This window comes from Streptomyces sp. NBC_01439, assembly GCF_036227605.1.
Classification (GTDB): Bacteria; Actinomycetota; Actinomycetes; order Streptomycetales; family Streptomycetaceae; genus Streptomyces.
This window is the reverse complement of the sequence record NZ_CP109487.1, coordinates 2,781,333-2,803,759: the sequence shown is the minus strand read 5'-3', so window position 1 is coordinate 2,803,759 and position 22,427 is coordinate 2,781,333. Positions and strand designations below refer to the sequence as shown.

At 70.9% G+C, this 22,427-nt stretch carries 9 protein-coding genes; all 9 read left to right on the top strand.

The window, feature by feature from the left end:
• Positions 1–40 precede the first annotated feature (40 nt).
• The 9 genes from OG207_RS12115 (at position 41) to OG207_RS12075 (ending at position 22,314) form a co-directional block, all read left to right on the top strand.
• The gene (locus tag OG207_RS12115) at positions 41–10,855 is read left to right on the top strand and encodes an SDR family NAD(P)-dependent oxidoreductase (protein ID WP_443072858.1); all 10,815 of its coding nucleotides are present in this window, start codon (positions 41–43) and stop codon (positions 10,853–10,855) included.
• Between the two features lie 4 nt (positions 10,856–10,859).
• On the top strand, positions 10,860–14,867 hold the full coding sequence (locus OG207_RS12110; protein WP_329107577.1) for a type I polyketide synthase: 4,008 nt from the start codon (positions 10,860–10,862) through the stop codon (positions 14,865–14,867).
• A 269-nt stretch (positions 14,868–15,136) separates the two neighbouring features.
• The gene (locus OG207_RS12105; RefSeq protein WP_329098508.1) at positions 15,137–16,051 is read left to right on the top strand and encodes a proline iminopeptidase-family hydrolase; all 915 of its coding nucleotides are present in this window, start codon (positions 15,137–15,139) and stop codon (positions 16,049–16,051) included.
• The gene (locus OG207_RS12100) at positions 16,048–16,998 is read left to right on the top strand and encodes an ACP S-malonyltransferase (protein ID WP_329098506.1); all 951 of its coding nucleotides are present in this window, start codon (positions 16,048–16,050) and stop codon (positions 16,996–16,998) included. Before OG207_RS12105 ends, OG207_RS12100 begins: the two co-directional genes overlap by 4 nt.
• A gap of 106 nt (positions 16,999–17,104) precedes the next feature.
• Complete coding sequence (locus tag OG207_RS12095) at positions 17,105–17,353, top strand: acyl carrier protein (protein ID WP_329098504.1); 249 nt, start codon at positions 17,105–17,107, stop codon at positions 17,351–17,353.
• Positions 17,354–17,355: 2 nt separating this feature from the next.
• Positions 17,356–18,942 carry an AMP-binding protein gene (locus OG207_RS12090; protein WP_329098501.1) on the top strand — a complete coding sequence of 529 codons (1,587 nt, stop codon included), beginning with the start codon at positions 17,356–17,358 and terminating at the stop codon, positions 18,940–18,942.
• A gap of 161 nt (positions 18,943–19,103) precedes the next feature.
• Positions 19,104–20,588, top strand: a complete 1,485-nt coding sequence (locus OG207_RS12085) for an AMP-binding protein (protein ID WP_329098499.1) — start codon at positions 19,104–19,106, stop codon at positions 20,586–20,588.
• The gene (locus OG207_RS12080) at positions 20,585–21,826 is read left to right on the top strand and encodes a type III PLP-dependent enzyme (protein WP_329098498.1); all 1,242 of its coding nucleotides are present in this window, start codon (positions 20,585–20,587) and stop codon (positions 21,824–21,826) included. The genes OG207_RS12085 and OG207_RS12080 overlap by 4 nt, the downstream gene beginning before the upstream one ends.
• The gene (locus tag OG207_RS12075; protein ID WP_329098497.1) at positions 21,823–22,314 is read left to right on the top strand and encodes a cobalamin B12-binding domain-containing protein; all 492 of its coding nucleotides are present in this window, start codon (positions 21,823–21,825) and stop codon (positions 22,312–22,314) included. Before OG207_RS12080 ends, OG207_RS12075 begins: the two co-directional genes overlap by 4 nt.
• The last annotated feature ends 113 nt before the right edge of the window (positions 22,315–22,427 follow it).

Sequence of the window (22,427 nt, the reverse complement as noted above, 5' to 3'; positions counted from 1 at the left end):
TCCACGAACAGTTCCTGGACTTAAGAGAATTGGTGAGGCCCTGATGGGGAACGAAGAGAAGCTGCTCGACTATCTCAAGCGCACCACGGCCGACCTCGCACAAACGCGGCAGCGGCTGCGTGACGTCGAGTCGGAACCGATCGCGATCGTGGGGATGGCCTGCCGCTTCCCGGGTGAGGTGCGCTCACCGGAAGACCTCTGGGAACTGGTCGTCCAGGAGAAGGACGCCATCAGCGGATTCCCGGACGACCGCGGCTGGGACACCGGTGGCCTCTACGACAGCGAGGACGAACGGGCCGTCAGCGGATACACCCGCAGCGGCGGTTTCCTGCACGGCGCGAGCGAGTTCGACGCCGAGTTCTTCGGGATCAGCCCCCGCGAGGCGATCGCCATGGACCCGCAGCAGCGGCTGCTCCTCGAAGCCTCCTGGGAGGCCTTCGAGCGGGCCGGCATATCCCCCGACGCGTTCAAGGGCGGCCCCGTCGGCGTCTTCACCGGCACCAACGGCCAGTCGTACTTCGGCCTGAAACTGCCCGAGGAGTCCTCGGCGTACATGACGACCGGCACCAACGGCGCGGTGCTCTCCGGCCGGATCTCCTACGCCCTCGGTTTCGAGGGGCCCTCGGTCTCCGTGGACACCGCGTGCTCCTCGTCGCTGGTGGCGCTGCACCTCGCCGTCCAGGCGCTGCGCCGCGGCGAGTGCTCCCTCGCGCTGGCGAGCGGCGTCACCGTGATGGCGACTCCGGATCCGTTCATCGCGTTCGGCAAGGCCCGCGGTCTGTCCGCCGACGGGCGCTGCAAGGCCTTCGCGGAGGCCGCGGACGGTACCGGCTGGGGCGAGGGAGCCGGTGTGCTGCTCGTCGAGCGCCTCGCGGACGCCCGCAGGAACGGCCACCCCGTCTTGGCCGTCGTACGCGGCTCCGCACTCAACCAGGACGGCGCGAGCAACGGCATCACCGCCCCCAACGGCCCCTCCCAGCAGCGGGTCATCCGCGCCGCGCTGGCCAGCGCCGGGCTGTCCACTGCCGATGTGGACGTCGTGGAGGCGCACGGCACCGGCACCACGCTGGGCGACCCCATCGAGGCGCAGGCGCTCCTCGCGACGTACGGCCAGGGACGCACCGCCGAAAACCCGCTGCGACTGGGTTCCGTCAAGTCCAACATCGGCCACACCCAGGCGGCGGCCGGAGTCGCGGGCGTCATCAAAATGGTCATGGCGATGCGCCACGGCATCCTGCCCAGGACCTTGCACGTCGACGAACCGTCCCGGCACATCGACTGGACCGCGGGCAACGTCGAACTGCTCACCGAGCGGACGGTGTGGGAGCGCACCGACCGGCCCTATCGCGCGGCGGTCTCCTCCTTCGGTCTCAGCGGTACCAACGCGCACGTGATCCTCGAAGAGGCGCCCGCCATCACCGAAGAGGCGCCCGCCGCGCCCGCCGGGGAGGAGGCGTCGCGGCCCGCCGACGGGTCCGGCTGGCCCTCGGGCGTTCCGGTGCCGTGGGTGGTGTCCGGACGCACCGCCGCGGCGCTGCGCGCGCAGATCGACCGGCTGCGGGAGTTCACCACAGGACCGGAGCCGTCCCCGGTCGACGTGGGCTTCTCCCTCGCCGCCACGCGCGCCGTACACGATCACCGCGCGGTGGTACTGGGTACGGATCGTGCGGAGCTGCTTGCCGGTCTCGAGGCGCTGGCGGTCGGGGACGGGATCGGCGGCACTGTGCGGGCCGAGGGCAAGACGGCGTTCCTGTTCACGGGTCAGGGCAGTCAGCGGGTGGGTATGGGCCGCGAGCTCGCGGCCCGGTTCCCCGTGTTCGCGCGCGCATTGGATGAGGTCTGTGTCCTTCTGGACGCGGGTCTCGAACGTCCGTTGCGGGAGGTGATCTTCGGTGAGGAGGAGTTGCTGACCAGGACCGCTTATACGCAGGCTGCGTTGTTTGCGGTGGAGGTGGCGTTGTTCCGTCTGGTGGAGTCTTTTGGGGTGCGCCCTGACTTCGTCGGTGGTCATTCGGTGGGGGAGATCGCGGCTGCGCACGTGTCGGGGGTGTTGTCCTTGGAGGGTGCTTGTCGGCTGGTTGCTGCGCGGGGTCGTTTGATGCAGGCGTTGCCCGCTGGTGGTGTGATGGTGGCGGTGCGGGCCGCTGAGGCGGATGTGCTGCCGTTGTTGAGTGGTGTCGACGGTGTGGGTTTGGCGGCGGTGAACGGGCCGGAGTCCGTGGTGGTTTCGGGCGCGGAGGGCCCGGTTTTGGAGGTAGTGGCGAGGCTGGAGGCGCGGGGTGTCGCGGCCAGGCGGCTGGCGGTCTCGCACGCCTTCCACTCGCCGTTGATGGACCCGATGCTGGAGGAGTTCCGGCAGGTGGTGCGGCAGATCGAGTTCGCCGAGTCGCAGATCGCGACGGTTTCCAACGTCACCGGCACCATTGCCGGTGCGCGGGAGCTGGGCGATCCCGAGTATTGGGTGCGTCATGTCCGTGAGCCGGTGCGGTTCGCCGACGGCATCCGGGCGCTCGAGGCCGCGGGTGTGTCGACCTTCATCGAGCTGGGTCCCGACGGCGTCCTGTCCGCGATGGCCCAGCCGTCCCTGGAGAAGCCCGAAGCCGCCCTGCTCGTTCCCGTCCTGCGCAAGGGCCGCGACGAGGCACACACCTTGCTGACCGCGCTCGCCCAGGCCTTCCGGGCAGGGACGGCGGTCGACTGGCAGGCGCTGTTCGCCGGCACCGGGGCGCGGCCGGTGGACCTTCCCACGTACGCCTTCCAGCGCGAGCGCTACTGGCTCGACCAGGCCCCCGCCCCGGCCGACGCCTCCTCGCTCGGTCTGGGCGCCACCGGGCACCCGATGCTGAGCGCGGTCGTCCAACTGCCCGACTCCGAAGGGCTGGTGCTCACCGGGCGCCTGTCGCACGACAGCCACCCCTGGCTCGGCGACCACATGGTGTCCGGCACGGTCATCGTCCCCGGCACCGCACTCGTCGAGATGGCCGTCCGCGCCGGCCAGCAGGTCGGCTGCGACCGGGTCGAGGAACTCGTTCTGGAAGCACCGCTGGTGCTGCCCGCGACCGGCGGGGTGCAGGTACTCGTGCTGCTCGGCGCGCCGGGCAGCGGTGCTGCCCGCGACGTTCGGCTGTACTCGCGCGACGCCGACGCACCCACCGAGACGGCGTGGACCTGCCACGCGACCGGCGCACTGTCCACAGGCCGGCGCAGCGCACCCTTCGATTTCGCTGCCTGGCCGCCCGAGGGCGCCGCACCGGTCGCCGTGGACGCCGTCTACCCGGACTTCGCAGCGGGCGGCCTCCAGTACGGCCCGGTGTTCCAAGGGCTTACGGCCGCGTGGCGGCACGGCGACGAGGTGTTCGCGGAGGTCACGCTCCCCGACACCGTCCACAGCGACGCGGTGGACTTCGGGCTGCACCCGGCGGCGTTTGATGCGGCACTGCACGCGGTGAGCCTTTCGGAGGCCGTCAGCCAGGGCGGTCTGCCGTTCGCCTGGTCGGACGTCGAGCTGTTCGCGACCGGCGCCACCCACCTCCGGGTGCGGGTGCGCACGGTTGACGGCAGGGACGCGGCATCGCTGGACATCGCGGATGCCGAGGGTCGACCGGTGGCGTCGGTGGGCGCCCTGGTCGTACGCCCCGTGTCGGACGCGCAGATCAAGGCCGCGGCCGGAGCCCGCAACGACTCGCTCCACCGGCTGTCGTGGACACCGCTCCCGGCCGGGGAAGCGGCCGACGGCAGCTGGGCGGTGCTCGGCGGGGGAGGCGACGGAGGACAGTGGGCGGACCGGCTCGGAGTCGCGTCCGTGCTGGATGCCGACGCCGACGCCGACGCCGACGCCGACGCCGACGCCGATGCCGGGGCGGCGGCCGACTTCGTGTTGCTGCCCATGGGCGCCGCGACGTCCGATGCCGGCGCCGGCGCCCCGACCTCCGACCTGGTGGGGTCCGTGCACGCCGAGACCGAACGGGTGCTGGCCACCCTGAAGGGCCGGCTGGCCGACGACCGGTACGCCGCGTCCACTTTGGTCGTGCTGACCCGCGGTGCGGTGGCCTTCGACGGCGGTGACGTGCAGGACCTGGCCGGCGCTGCCGCCGCCGGGCTGGTGCGCTCCGCGCAGGCCGAGAACCCCGGCCGGATCGTCCTGGTCGACATCGACGACGACGTACGGTCCCTGCGCGCCCTGCCGGCTGCCGTGGCCACCCTCGGCGAGGGCCGGCTGGCGGTGCGCGCGGGCGAGATCCACGCCGCGCGCCTGACCCGCGCCCTGCCCGCCGGGGAACCGGGCCGACCTCCCGCCGCCTCCGAGGCCGACGGCACCGTACTCATCACCGGCGCGACCGGTGGCCTGGGCGCACTCTTCGCCCGCCACCTGGTGACCGAGCGCGGAGTCCGCCATCTGCTGCTGGTCGGCCGACGCGGCAAGGACGCACCCGGTACGGCCGAACTCCACGCCGAACTGCTCGAGTCGGGCGCCCTCAGCGTCACCTTCGCGGCCTGCGACGTCGCCGACCGCGAGGCACTCGCCGAGCTGCTGGCCACCGTCCCCGCCGAGCATCCGCTGACGGGCGTCGTGCACGCCGCGGGCATCCTCGACGACGGCACCGTCGCGACGCTGACCCCGGCACAGCTGCACACCGTGCTGCGCCCCAAGGTCGACGCGTCCTGGAACCTGCACGAACTGACCCGCGACCACCCCCTCACGTCCTTCGTGCTGTTCTCGTCGGCCGCCGGGGCCCTCGGCGTCCCGGGCCAGGGCAACTACGCGGCGGCCAACGCCTTCCTCGACGCCCTCGCGGCACGCAGGAGAGCCATGGGGCTCACCGCCACCTCGCTCGCCTGGGGGCCCTGGGCCGAGGGCGGCGGCATGGCCGGCGCACTGGCCGAGGTCGACCGCGAGCGCATGTCCCGCGGCGGCATCGTCCCGCTGAACGCCGACGAGGGCCTCGCGCTGTACGAAGCCGCCCGGGACTCGGGCGAGCCCGCGCTCGTACCCGTCAAACTCGACGCCGCGGCGCTCCGCGCCCAGGGCGAGACGCTCGACCCGCTCTTCCGCGGATTGGTGCCGGTCGCCAGGCGAGCGGCCGCACGAGGCACAGCCCAGGCGGGCACGCTGGTCGCACGGCTGGCCGGGCTGGATCGCGCGGAGCGCGAGCGGGAGCTGCTGCACCTCGTGCGCACGCAGGTCACGCAGGTGCTCGGGCACAGCTCACCGGATGCGGTCGAGCCCGAACGGCCCTTCAGCGAACTGGGCTTCGACTCGCTGTCAGCGGTCGAACTGCGCAACGGCGTGGGAGCGGCCACCGGCCTGCGCCTTCCCGCGACCCTCGTCTTCGACTACCCCTCGTCCGCCGCCCTGGCCGGCTACCTGTACGAGCAGCTGCTGGGCTCGCTGCAGGGCGCCGGGGAGCCGGCGGACGTACCGGACCCGACGCGTACCACCGCGACGGACGGCGACCCGATCGTGATCGTCGGCATGAGCGCCCGCTACCCCGGCGGCATCAAGTCCGCCGACGACCTTTGGGAGTTGGTCGCCGCAGGCCGCGACGCGGTCTCCGAGTTCCCCGACGACCGGGGCTGGGACCTGGACCGGCTCTACGACCCCACCCGGGTGCGCCCCGACACCAGCTACGTCAACGAGGGCGGCTTCCTGCACGACGCCGCCGACTTCGACGCCGCGTTCTTCCGCGTCAGCCCGAACGAGGCACTCGTCATCGACCCGCAGCAGCGGCTGCTCCTCGAAGCGTCCTGGGAGGCCATGGAGCACGCGGGGATCGACCCGGCGGCGCTGCGCGGCAGCAGGACCGGTGTGTTCGCCGGGCTGATGTACCACGACTACCCGACCAGCCACGCGATGGGCAGCGCCGTCTCCGGCCGGGTCTCCTACACCTTCGGCTTCGAGGGCCCGGCGGTGTCGGTCGACACGGCCTGCTCGTCGTCGTTGGTCGCACTGCACTGGGCCATCCAGGCCCTCCAGCGCGACGAGTGCTCGCTGGCGCTGGTCGGCGGCGTCGCGGTCATGGCGACCCCCGAGGTGTTCGTGGAGTTCAGCCGACAGAAGGGCCTGGCGGCCAACGGCCGGATCAAGGCGTTCGCGGAGGCCGCGGACGGCACGGCCTGGGGCGAGGGCGCCGGTGTGCTGCTCGTGGAGCGCCTTTCGGACGCGCGCAGGAACGGTCACCAGGTGCTCGCGGTGGTCCGTGGTTCCGCCGTCAACCAGGACGGTGCGAGCAACGGCCTGACGGCCCCCAACGGACCTTCCCAACAACGTGTGATCCGAGCTGCGTTGGCGAGTGCAGGGCTGTCGGCGGCCGACGTGGACGTGGTCGAGGCGCACGGCACCGGCACCACCCTGGGCGACCCCATCGAGGCCCAGGCGCTCCTTGCCACGTACGGCCAGGAGCGACCGGAGGGCCGCCCGCTGTGGCTCGGCTCGATCAAGTCCAACATGGGCCACACGCAGGCCGCCGCCGGAGTCGCGGGCATCATCAAGATGGTGCAGGCGATGCGGCACGGCGTCATGCCGAGGACCTTGTACGTCGACGAGCCGTCCACGCACGTCGACTGGGAGGCCGGAGCGGTCGAACTTCTGACCGAGGCCAGGACGTGGGAGACAACGGACGGTGCGCCGCGTCGTGCGGGCATCTCGTCCTTCGGTATCAGCGGTACCAATGCGCATGTGATCGTGGAGGAGCCTCCGGGGCAGGTTGTGGGGGAGGTGGTTGCCGGCGGGGATGTTGCTGTGTCGGGTTGGCCCGTGGGTGTTCCGGTGCCGTGGGTGGTGTCGGGTCGTACGGCGGATGCGTTGCGTGCGCAGGCGGCGCGGTTGCACGAGTTCGTTGCTGCTGGTGCGGACTTATCCCTGGTGGATACCGGTTTCTCGTTGGTGACTTCGCGTGCGCTCTTCGATCACCGCGCGGTGGTACTGGGTACGGATCGTGCGGAGCTGCTTGCCGGTCTCGAGGCGCTGGCGGTCGGGGACGGGATCGGCGGCACTGTGCGCGCCGAGGGCAAGACGGCGTTCCTGTTCACGGGTCAGGGCAGTCAGCGGGTGGGTATGGGCCGCGAGCTCGCGGCCCGGTTCCCGGTGTATGCGAGAGCGCTGGAGGAGGTCTGTGCGCTGTTCGACGCCGACCTGGCACGTCCGTTGCGGGAGGTGATCTTCGGCGAGGAGGAGTTGCTGACCAGGACCGCTTATACGCAGGCTGCGTTGTTTGCGGTGGAGGTGGCGTTGTTCCGTTTGGTGGAGTCTTTTGGGGTGCGCCCTGACTTCGTCGGTGGTCATTCGGTGGGGGAGATCGCGGCTGCGCACGTGTCGGGGGTGTTGTCCCTGGAGGGTGCTTGTCGGCTGGTTGCTGCGCGGGGTCGTTTGATGCAGGCGTTGCCCGCTGGTGGTGTGATGGTGGCGGTGCGGGCCGCTGAGGCGGATGTGCTGCCGTTGTTGAGTGGTGTCGACGGTGTGGGTTTGGCGGCGGTGAATGGGCCGGAGTCCGTGGTGGTTTCGGGCGCGGAGGGCCCGGTTTTGGAGGTGGTGGCGAGGCTGGAGGCGCGGGGTGTCGCGGCCAGGCGGCTGGCGGTCTCGCACGCCTTCCACTCGCCGTTGATGGACCCGATGCTGGAGGAGTTCCGGCAGGTGGTTGGGGGTCTTGAGTTCGGTGAGCCGCGTATTGCGGTGGTCTCGAACGTGACCGGGCGGGTCGCCGGTGCGGGGGAGTTGGCCGATCCCGAGTATTGGGTGCGTCATGTCCGTGAGCCGGTGCGGTTCGCCGACGGCGTCCGGGCGCTCGAGGCCGCGGGTGTGTCGACCTTCATCGAGCTGGGTCCCGACGGTGTCCTGTCCGCGATGGCCCAGGCGTCCCTGGAGGACACTGCGCTCCTGGTGCCGGTCCTGCGCAAGGGGCGGGACGAGGCGCACACCTTGCTGACCGCGCTCGCCCAGGCCTTCCGGGCCGGCACCTCCGTCGACTGGCAGGCGCTGTTCGCCGGTCTGGGCGCCCGCCGGGTTGATCTGCCCACGTACGCCTTCCAGCACGACCACTACTGGCTCGACGCGGACACCAGCGGTGGCAGCGGCTACAGCTCCTCCGAGCACTCCTTCCTCACCTCCTCGGTCGAGCTTGCCGAGGCCGACGGGGTGCTCTTCTCCGGCAAGGTCTCCGTACAGTCCCATCCTTGGCTGTCCGACCACACCTTCGGGGGCGCGACGCTGTTCCCCGGCACGGGCTTCGTGGAGCTGGTCCTGCACGCCGGTGGCCGGATCGGTTGCGGGCGTGTCGCGGACCTGGTGCTCGAAGCCCCGCTGGTACTGCCCGGGCGGGGCGGCGTGGATCTTCAAATCTCCGTCGGCACCCCGGACGCGACGGGTTCTCGGCGCTTCACCGTGCATTCGCGTCAGTCCGGGGCCGCGGCGGGCGACCCGTGGGCCCGGCATGCCACGGGCGCACTCGACGACGTCGTCTCGCACCCCTCCTTCGACCTGGGGGTGTGGCCGCCGGCCGGTGCCGATGCGCTCGAACTGTCGGGCATGTACGAGCGGTTCGCCGACGGCGGGCTCGGTTACGGCCCGGCGTTCCAGGGGCTCACCGCCGCATGGCGCGACGGTGCCGACGTACTGGCCGACGTCGTCCTCCCGGAAGAGACCGTGGCGAGCGCTACGGGCTTCGGGCTGCACCCGGCGGCACTGGATGCCGCTCTGCACGCCATCGGGCTCGCCAGGGACGGTGACCGGGCGGAGCTGCCGTTCGCGTGGTCGGACATCGAACTGTTCGCCACCGGCGCCACCCGGCTGCGGGTGCGGTTGCGCCCGGTGCCGGGCCGGGACGCCGTGGCCCTGCACATCGCCGACGACCGGGGCCGGCCCGTCGCCGTGGTGGGTTCGCTTTCCGTGCGGCCGGTCTCGGCGGACCAGCTGAGCTCCGGAGGAGCCGCGTTCCATGACTCCCTCTACCGGGTGGACTGGTCCCCGATCCACGCGGAGAGCACGGCCAGGACCGGATCCTGGGCCGTGGTCGGGCCGCAGGCCGCCAAGTGGGCAGCGGAGCTCGAGGCCGAGGAGGCCGACGGACTCGACCGGGCGACCGGCGCCGACGTGGTCGTGCTGGTGAGCGGCGCCGCCGCCGGTACGGGCAGCGAACCCGATGCCGTACGCAACGAGACGCACCGGGTGCTGGCGGCCCTCCGGGCCTGGCAGACCGACGACCGGTTCGCCGCGTCCACCCTGGTCGTGCTGACCCGCGGGGCGGTGGCCGGGGACGCCGGGGAGGCGGTCGACCTGGCCGGCGCCGCCGTGGGCGGGCTGGTGCGCTCCGCGCAGGCCGAGAACCCCGGGCGGATCGTGCTGGCCGACCTCGACGACTCCGTCGCTTCGCGCGGTGCGCTGACCGCAGCTCTGGCGTCGGGCGAGGAGCAGGTGGCGCTGCGCGAAGGCACGGTGCTCGTGCCCAGGCTGACCCGGGTCGCCCGGGCCGGTGCGGACGCCGGTGAACCCCCGGCCGGTGCGGACTCCGGCGCAGGGACCGTTCCCACGTGGGACGCGGCCGGCACCGTGCTGCTCACCGGAGCCACCGGTGGTCTGGGCGCGGTCTTCGCCCGCCACCTGGTGGCCGAACATGGCGTACGACACCTGCTGCTCGTCAGCCGGCGCGGCGTGCATGCTCCGGGCACCGGAGAACTGCGCCAGCAGCTCCTCGGGCTGGGCGCCACGACCGTCACCGTCGAGGCCTGCGACGTCGCCGACCGCGCTGCGCTGGCCGACATCCTCGGGCGGGTCCCCGCCGACCGCCCACTGACCGGCGTGGTGCACGCCGCCGGTGTGCTGGACGACGCCACGATCGCGTCCCTCACACCCGCCCGGATGGACGCCGTACTGCGCCCGAAGGTCGACGCGGCCTGGAACCTGCACCAGCTGACCCGGGACGCGGGACTCACGGCGTTCGTGCTGTTCTCGTCCGTCGGCGGCGTACTGGGCGGTCCGGGACAGGGCAACTATGCAGCCGCCAACGCCTACTTGGACGCCCTCGCGCAACAGCGCCGGGCGTCCGGGCTGCCCGCCACGTCCCTCGCCTGGGGCATGTGGGGCACGGACGGCATGGCGGGCACGCTCGATGAGGCCGACGTGCGGCGCGCGGCCCGGGCCGGTGTGGAGGTGCTCACCGCCGAGCTCGGCACGGCCCTTTTCGACACGGCCGTCGCGCTCGGCGAGCCGGCACTGGTCCCGGTCAAGCTGGACCTCAAGGCACTCGGCGAGGCCGGCGCCGAACTCCCGCCGCTCTTCCGCGGACTGGTACGGGCCCCGGTGGCGCGACGGGTCGCCGGCACCGCCGGCACCGGGGCCGACACCCTGCGGCGCAGGCTCACCGAGGCACCCGAGGCCGAGCGCGAAACGCTGCTGCGCGACCTGGTCCGCGCTCAGGCCGCGATCGTCCTGGGCCATCGGGGAACGGAGACCATCGAGGAGGAGCGGGCCTTCAACGAACTCGGCTTCGACTCGCTGACCTCCGTGGAGTTCCGCAACCGCATGAACGAGGCGACCGGGCTCCGACTGCCCGCCGCCCTGATCTTCGACTACCCGAGCATCCGCACCCTCGCCGCCCACCTGAGGGAGCAATTGGCGCCGGAGGCGCGCCCGGAGGCGGAGGTCGAGGCGCGGCTGCACCAGGCCTTCCAGGCCCTCTCGCTGCCGCAGCTCCGGGAGGCAGGGCTGCTCGACAGCCTCCTCGAACTCACCGGACTGGGCGGCGGCCCGACGGGCGCAACGGAACGAGGGGTGTCCGAGGCCGAGTACGCCGAGGACATCGACGGGATGGACACCGAGAGCCTCATCGAGATGGCGCTCAACGACACGACGCGGGAGGCGTGAGCCCATCATGGCCCAGAACGAGGGAAAGCTGATCGAGGCCCTGCGGGCCTCGCTCAAGGAGACCGAACGCCTGCGGGACCAGAACCGCAAGGTGGTGTCCGCCTCCCGCGAACCGATCGCGATCGTGGGCATGGCCTGCCGGTTCCCCGGCGGCGCACGCACCCCCGACGAGCTGTGGGAGTTCGTCAGGGCCGGCCGGGACGGCATCACCGGCTTCCCGGGGGACCGGGGCTGGGACCTCGAGCAGCTGCACGACCCCAAGGGTGAGCGCGCCGGTACGACGTACAGCCTGGACGGCGGCTTCCTGCTCGACGCGGCAGACTTCGACGCCAAGTTCTTCGGCATCGGCCCGCGCGAGGCGCCGGTCCTCGACCCGCAGCAGCGGCTCATGCTGGAAGCCTCCTGGGAGGCCATGGAGCACGCGGGGATCGTCCCGGCCAGCCTGCGGGGGACCACGACAGGTGTCTTCTCCGGCGTCATGTACCACGACTACCCGCACAGCTTCGGCAGTGGCAACATCGTCTCGGGCCGGGTCGCCTACACCTTCGGCCTGGAGGGCCCTGCCGTATCGGTGGACACCGCGTGCTCGTCCTCCCTGGTGGCCCTGCACCTGGCGGTCCAGTCACTGCGGCGCGGCGAGTGCGAGCTGGCCCTCGCCGGCGGTGTGACCGTCATGGCCACCCCGGGCACCTTCGTGGAATTCAGCCGCCAGCGCGGCCTGGCCCCCGACGGCCGCTGCAAGTCCTTCGCGGACGGCGCGGACGGCACGGGCTTCGCCGAGGGCGCCGGTGTGCTGCTCGTGGAGCGCCTCTCGGACGCGCGCAGAAACGGTCACCGGGTGCTGGCGGTCGTCACTGGTTCCGCCGTCAACCAGGACGGTGCGAGCAACGGCCTGACCGCCCCCAACGGACCTTCCCAACAACGTCTCATCCGGGCCGCGTTGGCGAACGCCGGACTCAAGGCCGCCGACGTGGACGTGGTCGAGGCGCACGGCACCGGCACCACCCTGGGCGACCCCATCGAGGCGGACGCACTGCTCGCGACCTACGGGCAGGAGCGCCCGCAGGGACGCCCCTTGCGGCTGGGCTCGGTGAAGTCCAACCTCGGACACACCCAGGCCGCCGCCGGAGTCGCCGGTGTCATCAAGATGGTGCAGGCGTTGCGCCACGGCGTCATGCCCAGGACCCTGCACGTCGACGCCCCGTCCACGCACGTCGACTGGACGGCGGGCGACATCGAGCTGCTCACCGAGGAGGTGGAGTGGCAGCAGCGCGAGGGCGAGACGCGTCGTGCGGGCATCTCGTCCTTCGGTATCAGCGGTACCAATGCGCATGTGATCGTGGAGGAGCCTCCGGGGCAGGTTGTGGGGGAGGTGGTTGCCGGCGGGGATGTTGCTGTGTCGGGTTGGCCCGTGGGTGTTCCGGTGCCGTGGGTGGTGTCGGGTCGTACGGCGGATGCGTTGCGTGCGCAGGTGGCGCGGTTGCACGAGTTCGTTGCTGCTGGTGCGGACTTATCCCTGGTGGATACCGGTTTCTCGTTGGTGGCTTCGCGTGCGCTCTTCGATCACCGCGCGGTGGTACTGGGTACGGATCGTGCGGAGCTGCTTGCCGGCCTGGCGGAGGTGGCAGCGGGTGCGGGTGCGGGTACTCGGGGTACCTCGCGGGCGGAGCGGGGCAGGACGGCGTTCCTGTTCACCGGTCAGGGCAGTCAGCGGGTGGGTATGGGGCGGGAGCTCGTGGCCCGGTTCCCGGTGTTCGCGCGCGCGTTGGATGAGGTCTGTGTCCTGCTGGATGCGGGTCTCGAGCGTCCGTTGCGGGAGGTGATCTTCGACGGGGACCAGGGGCTGTTGGACCGGACGGTCCATGCGCAGGCTGCGTTGTTTGCGGTGGAGGTGGCGTTGTTCCGTCTGGTGGAGTCTTTTGGGGTGCGCCCTGACTTCGTCGGTGGTCATTCGGTGGGGGAGATCGCGGCTGCGCACGTGTCGGGGGTGTTGTCCCTGGAGGGTGCTTGTCGGCTGGTTGCTGCGCGGGGTCGTTTGATGCAGGCGTTGCCCGCTGGTGGTGTGATGGTGGCGGTGCGGGCCGCTGAGGCGGATGTGCTGCCGTTGTTGAGTGGCGTCGACGGTGTGGGTTTGGCGGCGGTGAATGGGCCGGAGTCCGTGGTGGTTTCGGGCGCGGAGGGCCCGGTTTTGGAGGTGGTGGCGAGGCTGGAGGCGCGGGGTGTCGCGGCCAGGCGGCTGGCGGTCTCGCACGCCTTCCACTCGCCGTTGATGGACCCGATGCTGGAGGAGTTCCGGCAGGTGGTTGGGGGTCTTGAGTTCGGTGAGCCGCGTATTGCGGTGGTCTCGAACGTGACCGGGCGGGTCGCCGGTGCGGGGGAGTTGGCCGATCCCGAGTATTGGGTGCGTCATGTCCGTGAGCCGGTGCGGTTCGCTGACGGCGTCCGGGCGCTCGAGGCTGCGGGTGTGTCGACCTTCATCGAGCTGGGTCCCGACGGTGTCCTGTCCGCGATGGCCGAGGCGTCCCTGGAGGACGCTGCGCTGCTGGTGCCGGTCCTGCGCAAGGGGCGGGACGAGGCGCACACCTTGCTGACCGCGCTCGCCCAGGCCTTCCGGGCAGGGACGGCGGTCGACTGGCAGGCGCTGTTCGCCGGCACCGGGGCGCGGCTGGTGGACCTTCCCACGTACGCCTTCCAGCGCGACCGCTACTGGCTCGACGCGACTCCCGTTTCCGTTGACGCCTCTTCGCTCGGACAGGTGGCGACCGCGCATCCCTTCCTCGGCGCAACCGGCCTGCCCGCGTCCTTCGCCGCGCTGCCGGTCGCGGAACAGGTGCGGGAACTGCTCGCCCTGATACTCGGCCGGGTCGCGGTGGTGCTCGGCCACGCCTCTGCCGACGACGTCGAACCGGAACGCGACTTCCTCGAATCCGGGGTGGACTCGCTGTCGGCGATGGAGATCCGCAACCTGGTGAACCAGGCGACCGGCGCAAGCCTGACCACCAGTGCCATCTTCGACCACCGCACCCCTGCGGCGCTCGCCGGGCACCTTCAGCAACAACTCGCGGAAGCCGCCCGGGCCACCGCGCCCGGAAGAACCGCCCGTCCTTCCGAGGACAAGCCGGGCGAGACCCCGGAGTCCATCCGCGGTCTGTTCCGGCAGGCGATCCTCAACGGCAATCTGCCCGGCGGAGTCCGGCTGATCAAGGCGGCCGGACAGATCCGCCCCTGGTTCCACTCGGTGGCCGAGCTCAAGGAGACCGAGGAGAAGGTGGCGGCGGACGGACGGAACGGCGCGGTGTTCCCCGAACCGGTCACGCTGGCCCGTGGACCACACGGGCCGGCCCTCGTCTGCATGCCGTCCCCGATGGCGATGGGCGGCGCGCAGCAGTACGCGCGCTTCGCGGTCAACTTCCGTGACGTGCGCGACGTGATCGCCCTGCCCGTGCTCGGGTTCCGGCCTTCGGACCGGCTGCCGGCCACGGTGCCCGCCGCCGTCGAGGCGTTCGCCGAGCACGTCCTTCGAGCCGCCGGGGGAAAGCCGTTCGTGATTGTCGGCTATTCGTCGGGAGGTCAGTTCGCCCACGCCGTCGCTGAACGCCTGGAAAGCGAGGGGACTCCGGCGTCCGGTGTCGTACTGCTCGACTCCTATCTGCCCGACACCGGTGACGACGACAATGACTCGGCCGGCTTCTGGGGCCAGATGATGGCCGGGATGTTCGACCGCGAGGACGACTTCGGCGGATTCGACGCCACCCGGCTCGGTGCCATGGGCCGGTACGTCGAACTGATCGGCGACGTGCGGCCCCACGAGATGCGTACACCCGTCCTGTTCGTCGGACCCACGGAGAACTTCGTCGCCGACGACTCGTCCGGCGGAGACGGATGGCGGGCCGTTTGGTCGACCGCGCACACCCGCGCCGAGGTCCCGGGCACCCACTTCACGATCGTCGAGAACCACGCGGTCGAGACGGCCCGGGCCGTCGAGGAATGGCTGCGGAACACGACCGGCTGACCACCTGCCCCGCGACCTGCCCCGCGACCGGACCACGAGGGTCGCACCGCCGGGCCGTCAGGGGTCCGTAGGGGCCGGATAGGGGTCTGCCCGCATGGGCGGGTCCTATACCTTGCAGACAAACACACGCCGGGCCGTAACGTTTCGTGGCCGTTCCACGGCCACGGGACGTCCGCTCGATCACCGCGGAGAATCGTTTTCCGGCATGGACTCGGCAGTGCTGTCCGGAAGTGATTGGTGGACCCCGGACAATTCTGATAGGGAGATTCATGTCCAGAGCGCCGAGCGCCAAAGGAACCGTTTCTTTCAAAGAATACAAAACCTGGTACCGAGTAACGGGCCATCTCCACGGGGGACGCCCGCCCATAGTGGTGCTGCACGGCGGTCCCGGCAGTACGCACGACTACATGCTCGCGTTGTGCGAACTGGCCGCCCAGGGCTGGCCGGTGATCCACTACGACCAGATCGGCAACGGCGGGTCCACCCACCTGCCCGACCGTGGACCGGACTTCTGGACGGTCCAGCTCTTCCAGGACGAGCTGAACAACCTCCTGCGCAAGCTGGGGGTCGACCAGGACTACGTGCTGTTCGGGCACTCCTGGGGAGGCCTGCTCGGGGCGGCGCACGCTGCGGAGGGGCCCGCCGGCCTGCGCGGCCTGGTGATCGCCAACTCCCCCGCCTCGTACGGACTCTGGCTGGGGGCGATGGACGTACTGCGCGCCGAACTGCCGGTGGACGTCCAGGGGACGCTGCTGCGGCACGAGGCGGCCGGCAGTACGGACAGCGAGGAATACCTCGCCGCCATGCGGGTCTTCTACGACAAGCACGTGTGCCGGGTCGTGCCCTGGCCCCGTGACTTCGTCGCGTCCTTCATGGAGATCTACGACGACCCGACCGTCTATTACACGATGAACGGCCCGAACGAGTTCCATGTGATCGGGACGCTCAAGGACTGGTCGGTCGTCGACCAACTCGACCGGATCGACGTCCCCACGCTGCTGCTCACCGGCCGCCACGACGAGGCGACTCCGGAGACCGTACAGCCCTACTTCGACCGGATTCCCGACGTGCGGTGGGAAATCCTGGAGAACTCCAGCCACCTGCCGCACCTGGAAGAACCCGAGCGCTTCAACGAAGTGCTGCTCGGATACCTCGACACACTCCTGGAAGGAGAGCGCGGATGACCTCCGGGCTCCGGGCCGAAACCGCGATCGTCTTCCCCGGAATGGGAGCCTCCACCTTTTCCGAGGTGGGGAAGTTCATGCTGATCAACCCGGCCGCACGGCGGCTCACGGCGCGGGCGGACGAGGTGCTCGGCTACTCGCTGATCGACCGGTTCCGCGACGACGAGGACGACTACTCGGAGGCCGCGCAGGTCGCGTTCATGGTGAACTGCCTGGCCTCCGCCGATTGGGCCGAACGGACCCTGGGCCTGGTGCCCGAGGTCTGCACCGGGCCGAGCTTCGGCGAGAAGGTGCTGAGCGCGTACTCCGGTGCACTGTCCTTCGAGGACGCGGTCCGCATGACGGCCGGCGTCGCCCGCTGCATGGCGGACTACTTCACCACCGACCACCAGGACGTGGTGACGCACTCCTTCCTGCGCACCCCGCAGGACAGACTGCAGCAGATCTTCGCCGAGTTCGAGGAGCGCGGCGAGTTCCACGAGGTCTCGTGCTACATCGATCACGACTTCCACATGGTGTCGATGCGCGAGCACAGCCTCGAATGGTTCCGCCCTCGGCTGCGCGAACTCGGCGGGATGTCGCTCTACACGATGCGCCCGCCCGTGCACTGCTCGGCCTTCGGCTCGCTGCGGGCCAGGGCAGAGTCGGAGGTCTTCTCCTCGCTGACCTTCCACGACCCGCGGCTCCCGGTCGTGGCCGATCAGGACGGCACCGTCCTGACCACCGCCGACGAGATCCGCACCATGCTGTTGGACAGCTTCGTCACGCCGATGCGGTGGCCCGCGGTCGTGGCCTCGCTGCGCACCCTGGGCGTGACGAAGGCGTGCGTATCGGGCCCGGACGCCCTGTTCGGCCGGGTGCCCCTGACCCGCAACAGCTTCGAGGTCGTACCCGCCAGCCCGGCCGTCGCGATGCGGCCGCGCAGCCGCTCGAAGGCCGCGGCCTGAGGGCCTGCCGACAGCGCGGCACCGGCACCACCACCAACGTGCACCGCCAGCAAACCTGCACCACCACCCACCTGCACCACCCATCCCAGAGTGAGGAAACACCACCGTGTGGGACGACAAGTTCGAAGACATGGTCCGCGGCTACCTGCCCTTCTTCGGCGACGACGAGGCGTTCACCAGCGACATCGAGCTGCGTGACCTCGGCCTGGACTCGCTGGGTACCGTCGAGCTGCTCGCCCAGCTGGAGAACGCCTACGACGTCCGCTTCCAGGACGACGCCCTGAGCCTGGAGACCTTCCGGACGCCCGGCGTCCTGTGGAAGGCGCTCTCCGGCCTGCTCCAGCCGGCTGCCTGACCGTGCGGGCACCAGCTGAGCACGCGCTGTACGCGCGCTTCCTGCGCGGACTGGCCAAGTCGCCGGACCGCGCCGCGGTGCGCGTCGGCACGGAGTCCCTCACGTACGCGCACGCCCACGAACTGGCGCTCCGCTGGGCGGGCGCCCTCACTGCCGACGCGGCCGGCCCGCCCAGGGCCGTCGGCGTACTGGCGTCGAAGGGAGTCACGGCGTACGTGGGCATCCTCGCGGCGCTGTACGCCGGCGCCGCCGTGGTGCCGCTGCGCCCCGACTTCCCACAGGCCCGCACCCGGGGCATGCTCGACGCGGCGCCGCTCTCCGCGGTGATCGCCGACGCCGGTGGCGGCGCACAACTGCCGGCGCTGCTCGGCCCGGACAGCGCCGTCCCGGTCCTGCTCGCCGACTCCGACGCCGCACTCGGCGGCGGGCTGCGCCGGATCGTGCCCGACCAACGGCACGCACTTGCGGAGCCCCGGCCGGTCGGGCCGGGCGACATCGCGTACATGCTGTTCACCTCGGGCTCGACCGGCCGCCCCAAGGGCGTCCCGCTCACGCACGGAAACACCAGCCACTACTTCGGTCTCCTCGACGAGCGGTACGACTTCACCGCCGACGACGTCTTCTCGCAGACCTTCGACCTGAACTTCGACTGCTCGCTGTTCGACCTGTTCTGCGCCTGGGGCGCCGGTGCGACCGCACTCGTCATCCCGGCCCAGGGGTACCGCGACCTGCCGGGCTTCCTGACCGAGCACCGGGTGAGCGTGTGGTTCTCGACACCGGGCGCCATCTCGCTGGCCCGCCGCACGGGCGGGCTCGCGGCCGGCTCGCTACCGTCCCTGCGCTGGAGCTTCTTCGCGGGCGAAGCACTCAAGTGCCAGGATGCCGAAGCGTGGCAGCGGGCGGCCTCCGGATCCGTGCTGGAGAACCTGTACGGGCCAACCGAGTTCACCGTCACCATCGCCGCACACCGCTGGGACCCGGTCCGCTCGCCGGAGCTGGGCGCCAACGGGATCGTGCCGATCGGCGCCGTACACGCGGGACACGAGCACCTGCTCCTCGACGCGGACGACAACGAGGCCGCGACCGAGGGCGAACTGGTCATCTCAGGACCGCAGATGGCGCCCGGCTACCTCGACCCCGACGACGAACGGGGCCGGTTCGTGGAGCGCGACTCGCGACTCTGGTACCGCACCGGCGACCGGGTCCGTCGCGTCGGAGGCGGTGAACTCGCCTACCTGGGACGGCTCGACGCCCAGGTCCAGATCCAGGGCTGGCGCGTCGAACTCGCCGAGATCGACCACGCCCTCGGTGCGGTCGAAGGGGTCGGCGAGGCGGTGACCGTGGACGCGGCCACCGACGAGGGAACCCAACTCGTTGTCTTCTACATCGGTCAGCAACCCGTACGTCCCGTCGAGTTCGCCAGGAAGCTGAGCGAAGTGCTCCCGCGCGGGCTGCTGCCCAGGCGTTATGAACTCCTCGATGAATTCCCTGTGAACGCCAACCGGAAAATCGACCGCAAAGAACTGCGGAATCGTGCTGGTGACCTGCTGCGTGCCGGGAATGGCCGGAGCGGCAATAGGGGGGATTAGGGGTGGGGCAGGGTCTCCTGTCGCGGGTAACTTCGTAGCGGATCGATTTCAGCAATGCATCGATCTCCCCATGCGGAGCCGGCGACAGGAGAACGGCCTTGGATACCATTCCTTTTGCGGATCGAATACCCGGCGAATCGCTTTCCCGCCGGAACAAGCTCGTGCACGAACTGCTGACGGAAGCAGTTGCCGATTCCGCGCAGTCCCGGGCGGTCAGCGACGACACCGGAACGTGGACGTACGCGGAACTCGACGCCCACGCACACGCCTTCGCCGACTGGCTGGCGGAACAGGGGCTGGTCCCCGGCGACCGGCTCGTGGTCCAGCTGCCCACCACCCGTGAGCTCGTCGCGATGTTCTACGGCGCCAGCCGCAGCGGGGTCGTCTTCGTGCCGCTCAACCCGGGCATGAAGACCTTCCACCTCGCCCCGGTCCTGGAGAACTCCGAGCCGGCCCTGGTCATCGTCACCGCCGACGCCGAGGAGACCGTGCGCGACCTCACCCCGGCCCTCGTGCGGGAGTACGGCGCCGCCTGGACCGAGGTCGAGAAGCACGCCGAGATCGACGCCCGCCCGCCGGCCGCAGAGATCTCCGCCGACGACCCCGCGGTCCTCGTCTACACCTCCGGCAGCACCGCCGCCCCGAAGGCCGTGATCTGCCCGCACGCCCAGATCACCTTCGTCTCCGAGGCGCTCGAGGGCGTCATCGGATACCGGCCCGACGACGTGGTCTTCTGCCGCTTCCCGATCTCCTGGGACTACGGCCTGTACAAGGTGCTGCTGTCCACCATCGGCCGCTCCGAGATCGTGCTGGCCGACGGCGCGTCCGACCTGGTGCTGCTGCGCCGCATCCGCGAGAGCGGCGCCACCATCGTGCCGATCGTGCCCTCGCTGGCCGCCATGATCCTCCGGCTCGCGGAGCGCGAGGAGAACCCGGCACCCACCGTGCGGATGTTCAGCAACACCGGTGCGGCTCTGCCGCAAACCACCATCGACGCGCTGCGCGCCAAGTTCCCCGGCTCCCGAGTGGTCCGCCAGTACGGGCAGACCGAATCCAAGCGCATCACCGTCATGCCGCCCGAGCAGGAGAAGGAACGCCCCGACTCCGTGGGCCGCGCGGTTCCCGGCACCCAGGTGTTGATCCTGGACGCAGACGGAGCCCCGCTGCCGGCGGGCGAGACCGGTGAGATCGTCGCCGTCGGCCCGCACGTGATGCCCGGCTACTGGCGAAACCCCGAACTGAGCGCCAAGACCTTCCGCCCGGGCCCGGACGACGGCGCCCTGCGCCTGCACACGGGCGACTACGGCTGGCTCGACGAGGACGGCTACCTCTACTTCGACGGCCGCCGCGACGACATGTTCAAGCGCAAGGGCGTCCGGATGAGCACCACCGAGATCGAGTCCGCCGCCGCCGACATCCACGGCGTCCGCGCGGCCGTGGTGCTGCCGCCCACCGACGAGCGCGACCTCGTGCTGTTCGTCGAGGCCGACCGGGCCAAGCACGAGATCCTGCGCGAGCTCACCTTCCGACTGGAGGCCCAGAAGGTGCCCTCCGTCTGCCACGTCCTCGACGCGATCCCGCTCACGCCGAACGGCAAGAACGACAAGAAGGAGCTGGCCCGGCTTCTTGAGGAGACCTCCAAATGACCCGTTACGCCGACCTCGTGGAGCGCCATGGCACTCCGGCCTACGTCTATGACCTGAACCGGGTCGAGGCCGCGAGGGACGACCTGTTCGCCGCCCTGCCCGAGGAGTTCGAGCTCTTCAGCGCGGTCAAGGCCAACCCGCACCCGGAGGTCATCCGGGCGCTGCGGCAGGGCGGCAACCGTGCCTGCCGCGCCGAAATCAGCTCGACGGGTGAGCTGGACGCCGCCCTGAGCGCCGGCTTCGACCCCGGCGAGTGCCTCTACACCGGACCGGGCAAGACCGACGGCGAACTCGACGAAGCCATCGCCAAAGGCGTGCGGATGTTCTCCGTGGAGTCCCTCACCGACCTCCAGCACATCGGTGCCGTGGCCCTCCGTCTCGGGGTCGTGGCCCAGGCCCTGCTCCGCATCAACAGCGCGTCGGCCAGCGCCACCACCAGCATCCGGATGACCGGCGCCCCCTCCCAGTTCGGCATCGACAGCGAGACCCTCGTCGAGCAGATCCCGCTGCTCAGGGCCGTCGAGGGCACGGAGATCGTGGGTGCCCACTTCTTCCCGCTGAGCAACGCCCGCGACGAGGACGCCCTCATCGGCGAGTTCCAGCACACCATCGCCCAGGCGGCCAGGACCTTCCACGACATCGGGCTCGACGAGCCCCGCTTCCTGGACATCGGCGGCGGCTTCTCCGTGCCGTACGCGGTTCCCGGCGAGCGTCCCGTCTACGGCCGGCTCCGCGAAGCGCTGTCGCAGACCCTCGACGAGCACTTCCCGCGCTGGCGCGAAGGCTTTCCCAAGGTGGCCTGCGAGTCCGGCCGCTACCTCGTCGGCGACAGCGGCACGCTGCTGGCCGGGGTGGTCAACATCAAGGAGAGCCGGGGCCGCAAGTTCGTCATCCTCGACGCGGGCATCAACACCTTCGGCGGGATGTCCGGCCTCGGCCGGCTACTGCCGGTGGCGGTCAGCCCCGACACCGCGGGCGCTTCCCCGGAGTCGGTGGAGAGCTGGGAGAAGTCCAGCCTCGTCGGCCCGCTCTGCACCCCCGGCGACGTGCTCGGCCGGTCGGTGGCGCTGCCGCCGCTGGAGGCCGGAGACGTCATCGAGATCCCCAACGCCGGTGCCTACGGACCCACGTCCAGCCTGCTGATGTTTCTCGGCAGGCCCGCCCCCGTCGAAATCGTGGTGCGGGGCGACGAGGTCGTCTCCGTGTCCCGCATCGAGCACCATAGGACGTACGCATGAGCGAGCTGGCAACCCTTTCCGGTGGCACGACCGACACCTCCACCGGCCCCGGCCTACCCGGTCGTCCGCGGCAGACCGTCGTGGTCAGCGGGCTCTCCTCCGACGCGCACACCTGGAACCTGGTCTTCCTCCAGCTGCTCATCGAGGAACTCGGCTACGACGTCGTCAACCTGGGACCGACCGTCCCCGACGAGCTGCTGGGGTCCGAGATCCGCGAGCACGACCCGGCGCTGGTGGTGATCAGCAGCGTCAACGGACACGGATACCAGGACGGGCTGCGCGTCATCAAGAAGCTGCGCGAGGCCGAGGCCCTGATCCGCACCCCGATGGTGATCGGCGGCAAGCTCGGCATCTCCGGCGGCGAGGACGCCGCGCACATCGAGGAACTCCTCGCCGCCGGCTTCGACGCGGTCTTCGAGGACGGTAGGACCGAAATCGGGTCCTTCGAGCGGTTCATCGGCGCACTCCCGCAGAGAGTCCTTTCGTGACCGAGGAGCACCCCGGGGACCGGTCCGACGTCGAACGCCCCCGGGACCGTTCGGAGCACGAGCACCGCCCGGACGGGCACGCCCCGGCCCGCATCGGGGCCGGGGACGCGCCC

Bases quoted from the DNA above. Each gene is read 5' to 3' on its own strand.
- OG207_RS12100 (WP_329098506.1), top strand. From the start codon at position 16,048: ATGACCTCCGGGCTCCGGGCCGAAACCGCGATCGTCTTCCCCGGAATG.
- OG207_RS12075 (WP_329098497.1), top strand. From the start codon at position 21,823: ATGAGCGAGCTGGCAACCCTTTCCGGTGGCACGACCGACACCTCCACC.
- OG207_RS12105 (WP_329098508.1), top strand. From the start codon at position 15,137: ATGTCCAGAGCGCCGAGCGCCAAAGGAACCGTTTCTTTCAAAGAATAC.
- OG207_RS12080 (WP_329098498.1), top strand. From the start codon at position 20,585: ATGACCCGTTACGCCGACCTCGTGGAGCGCCATGGCACTCCGGCCTAC.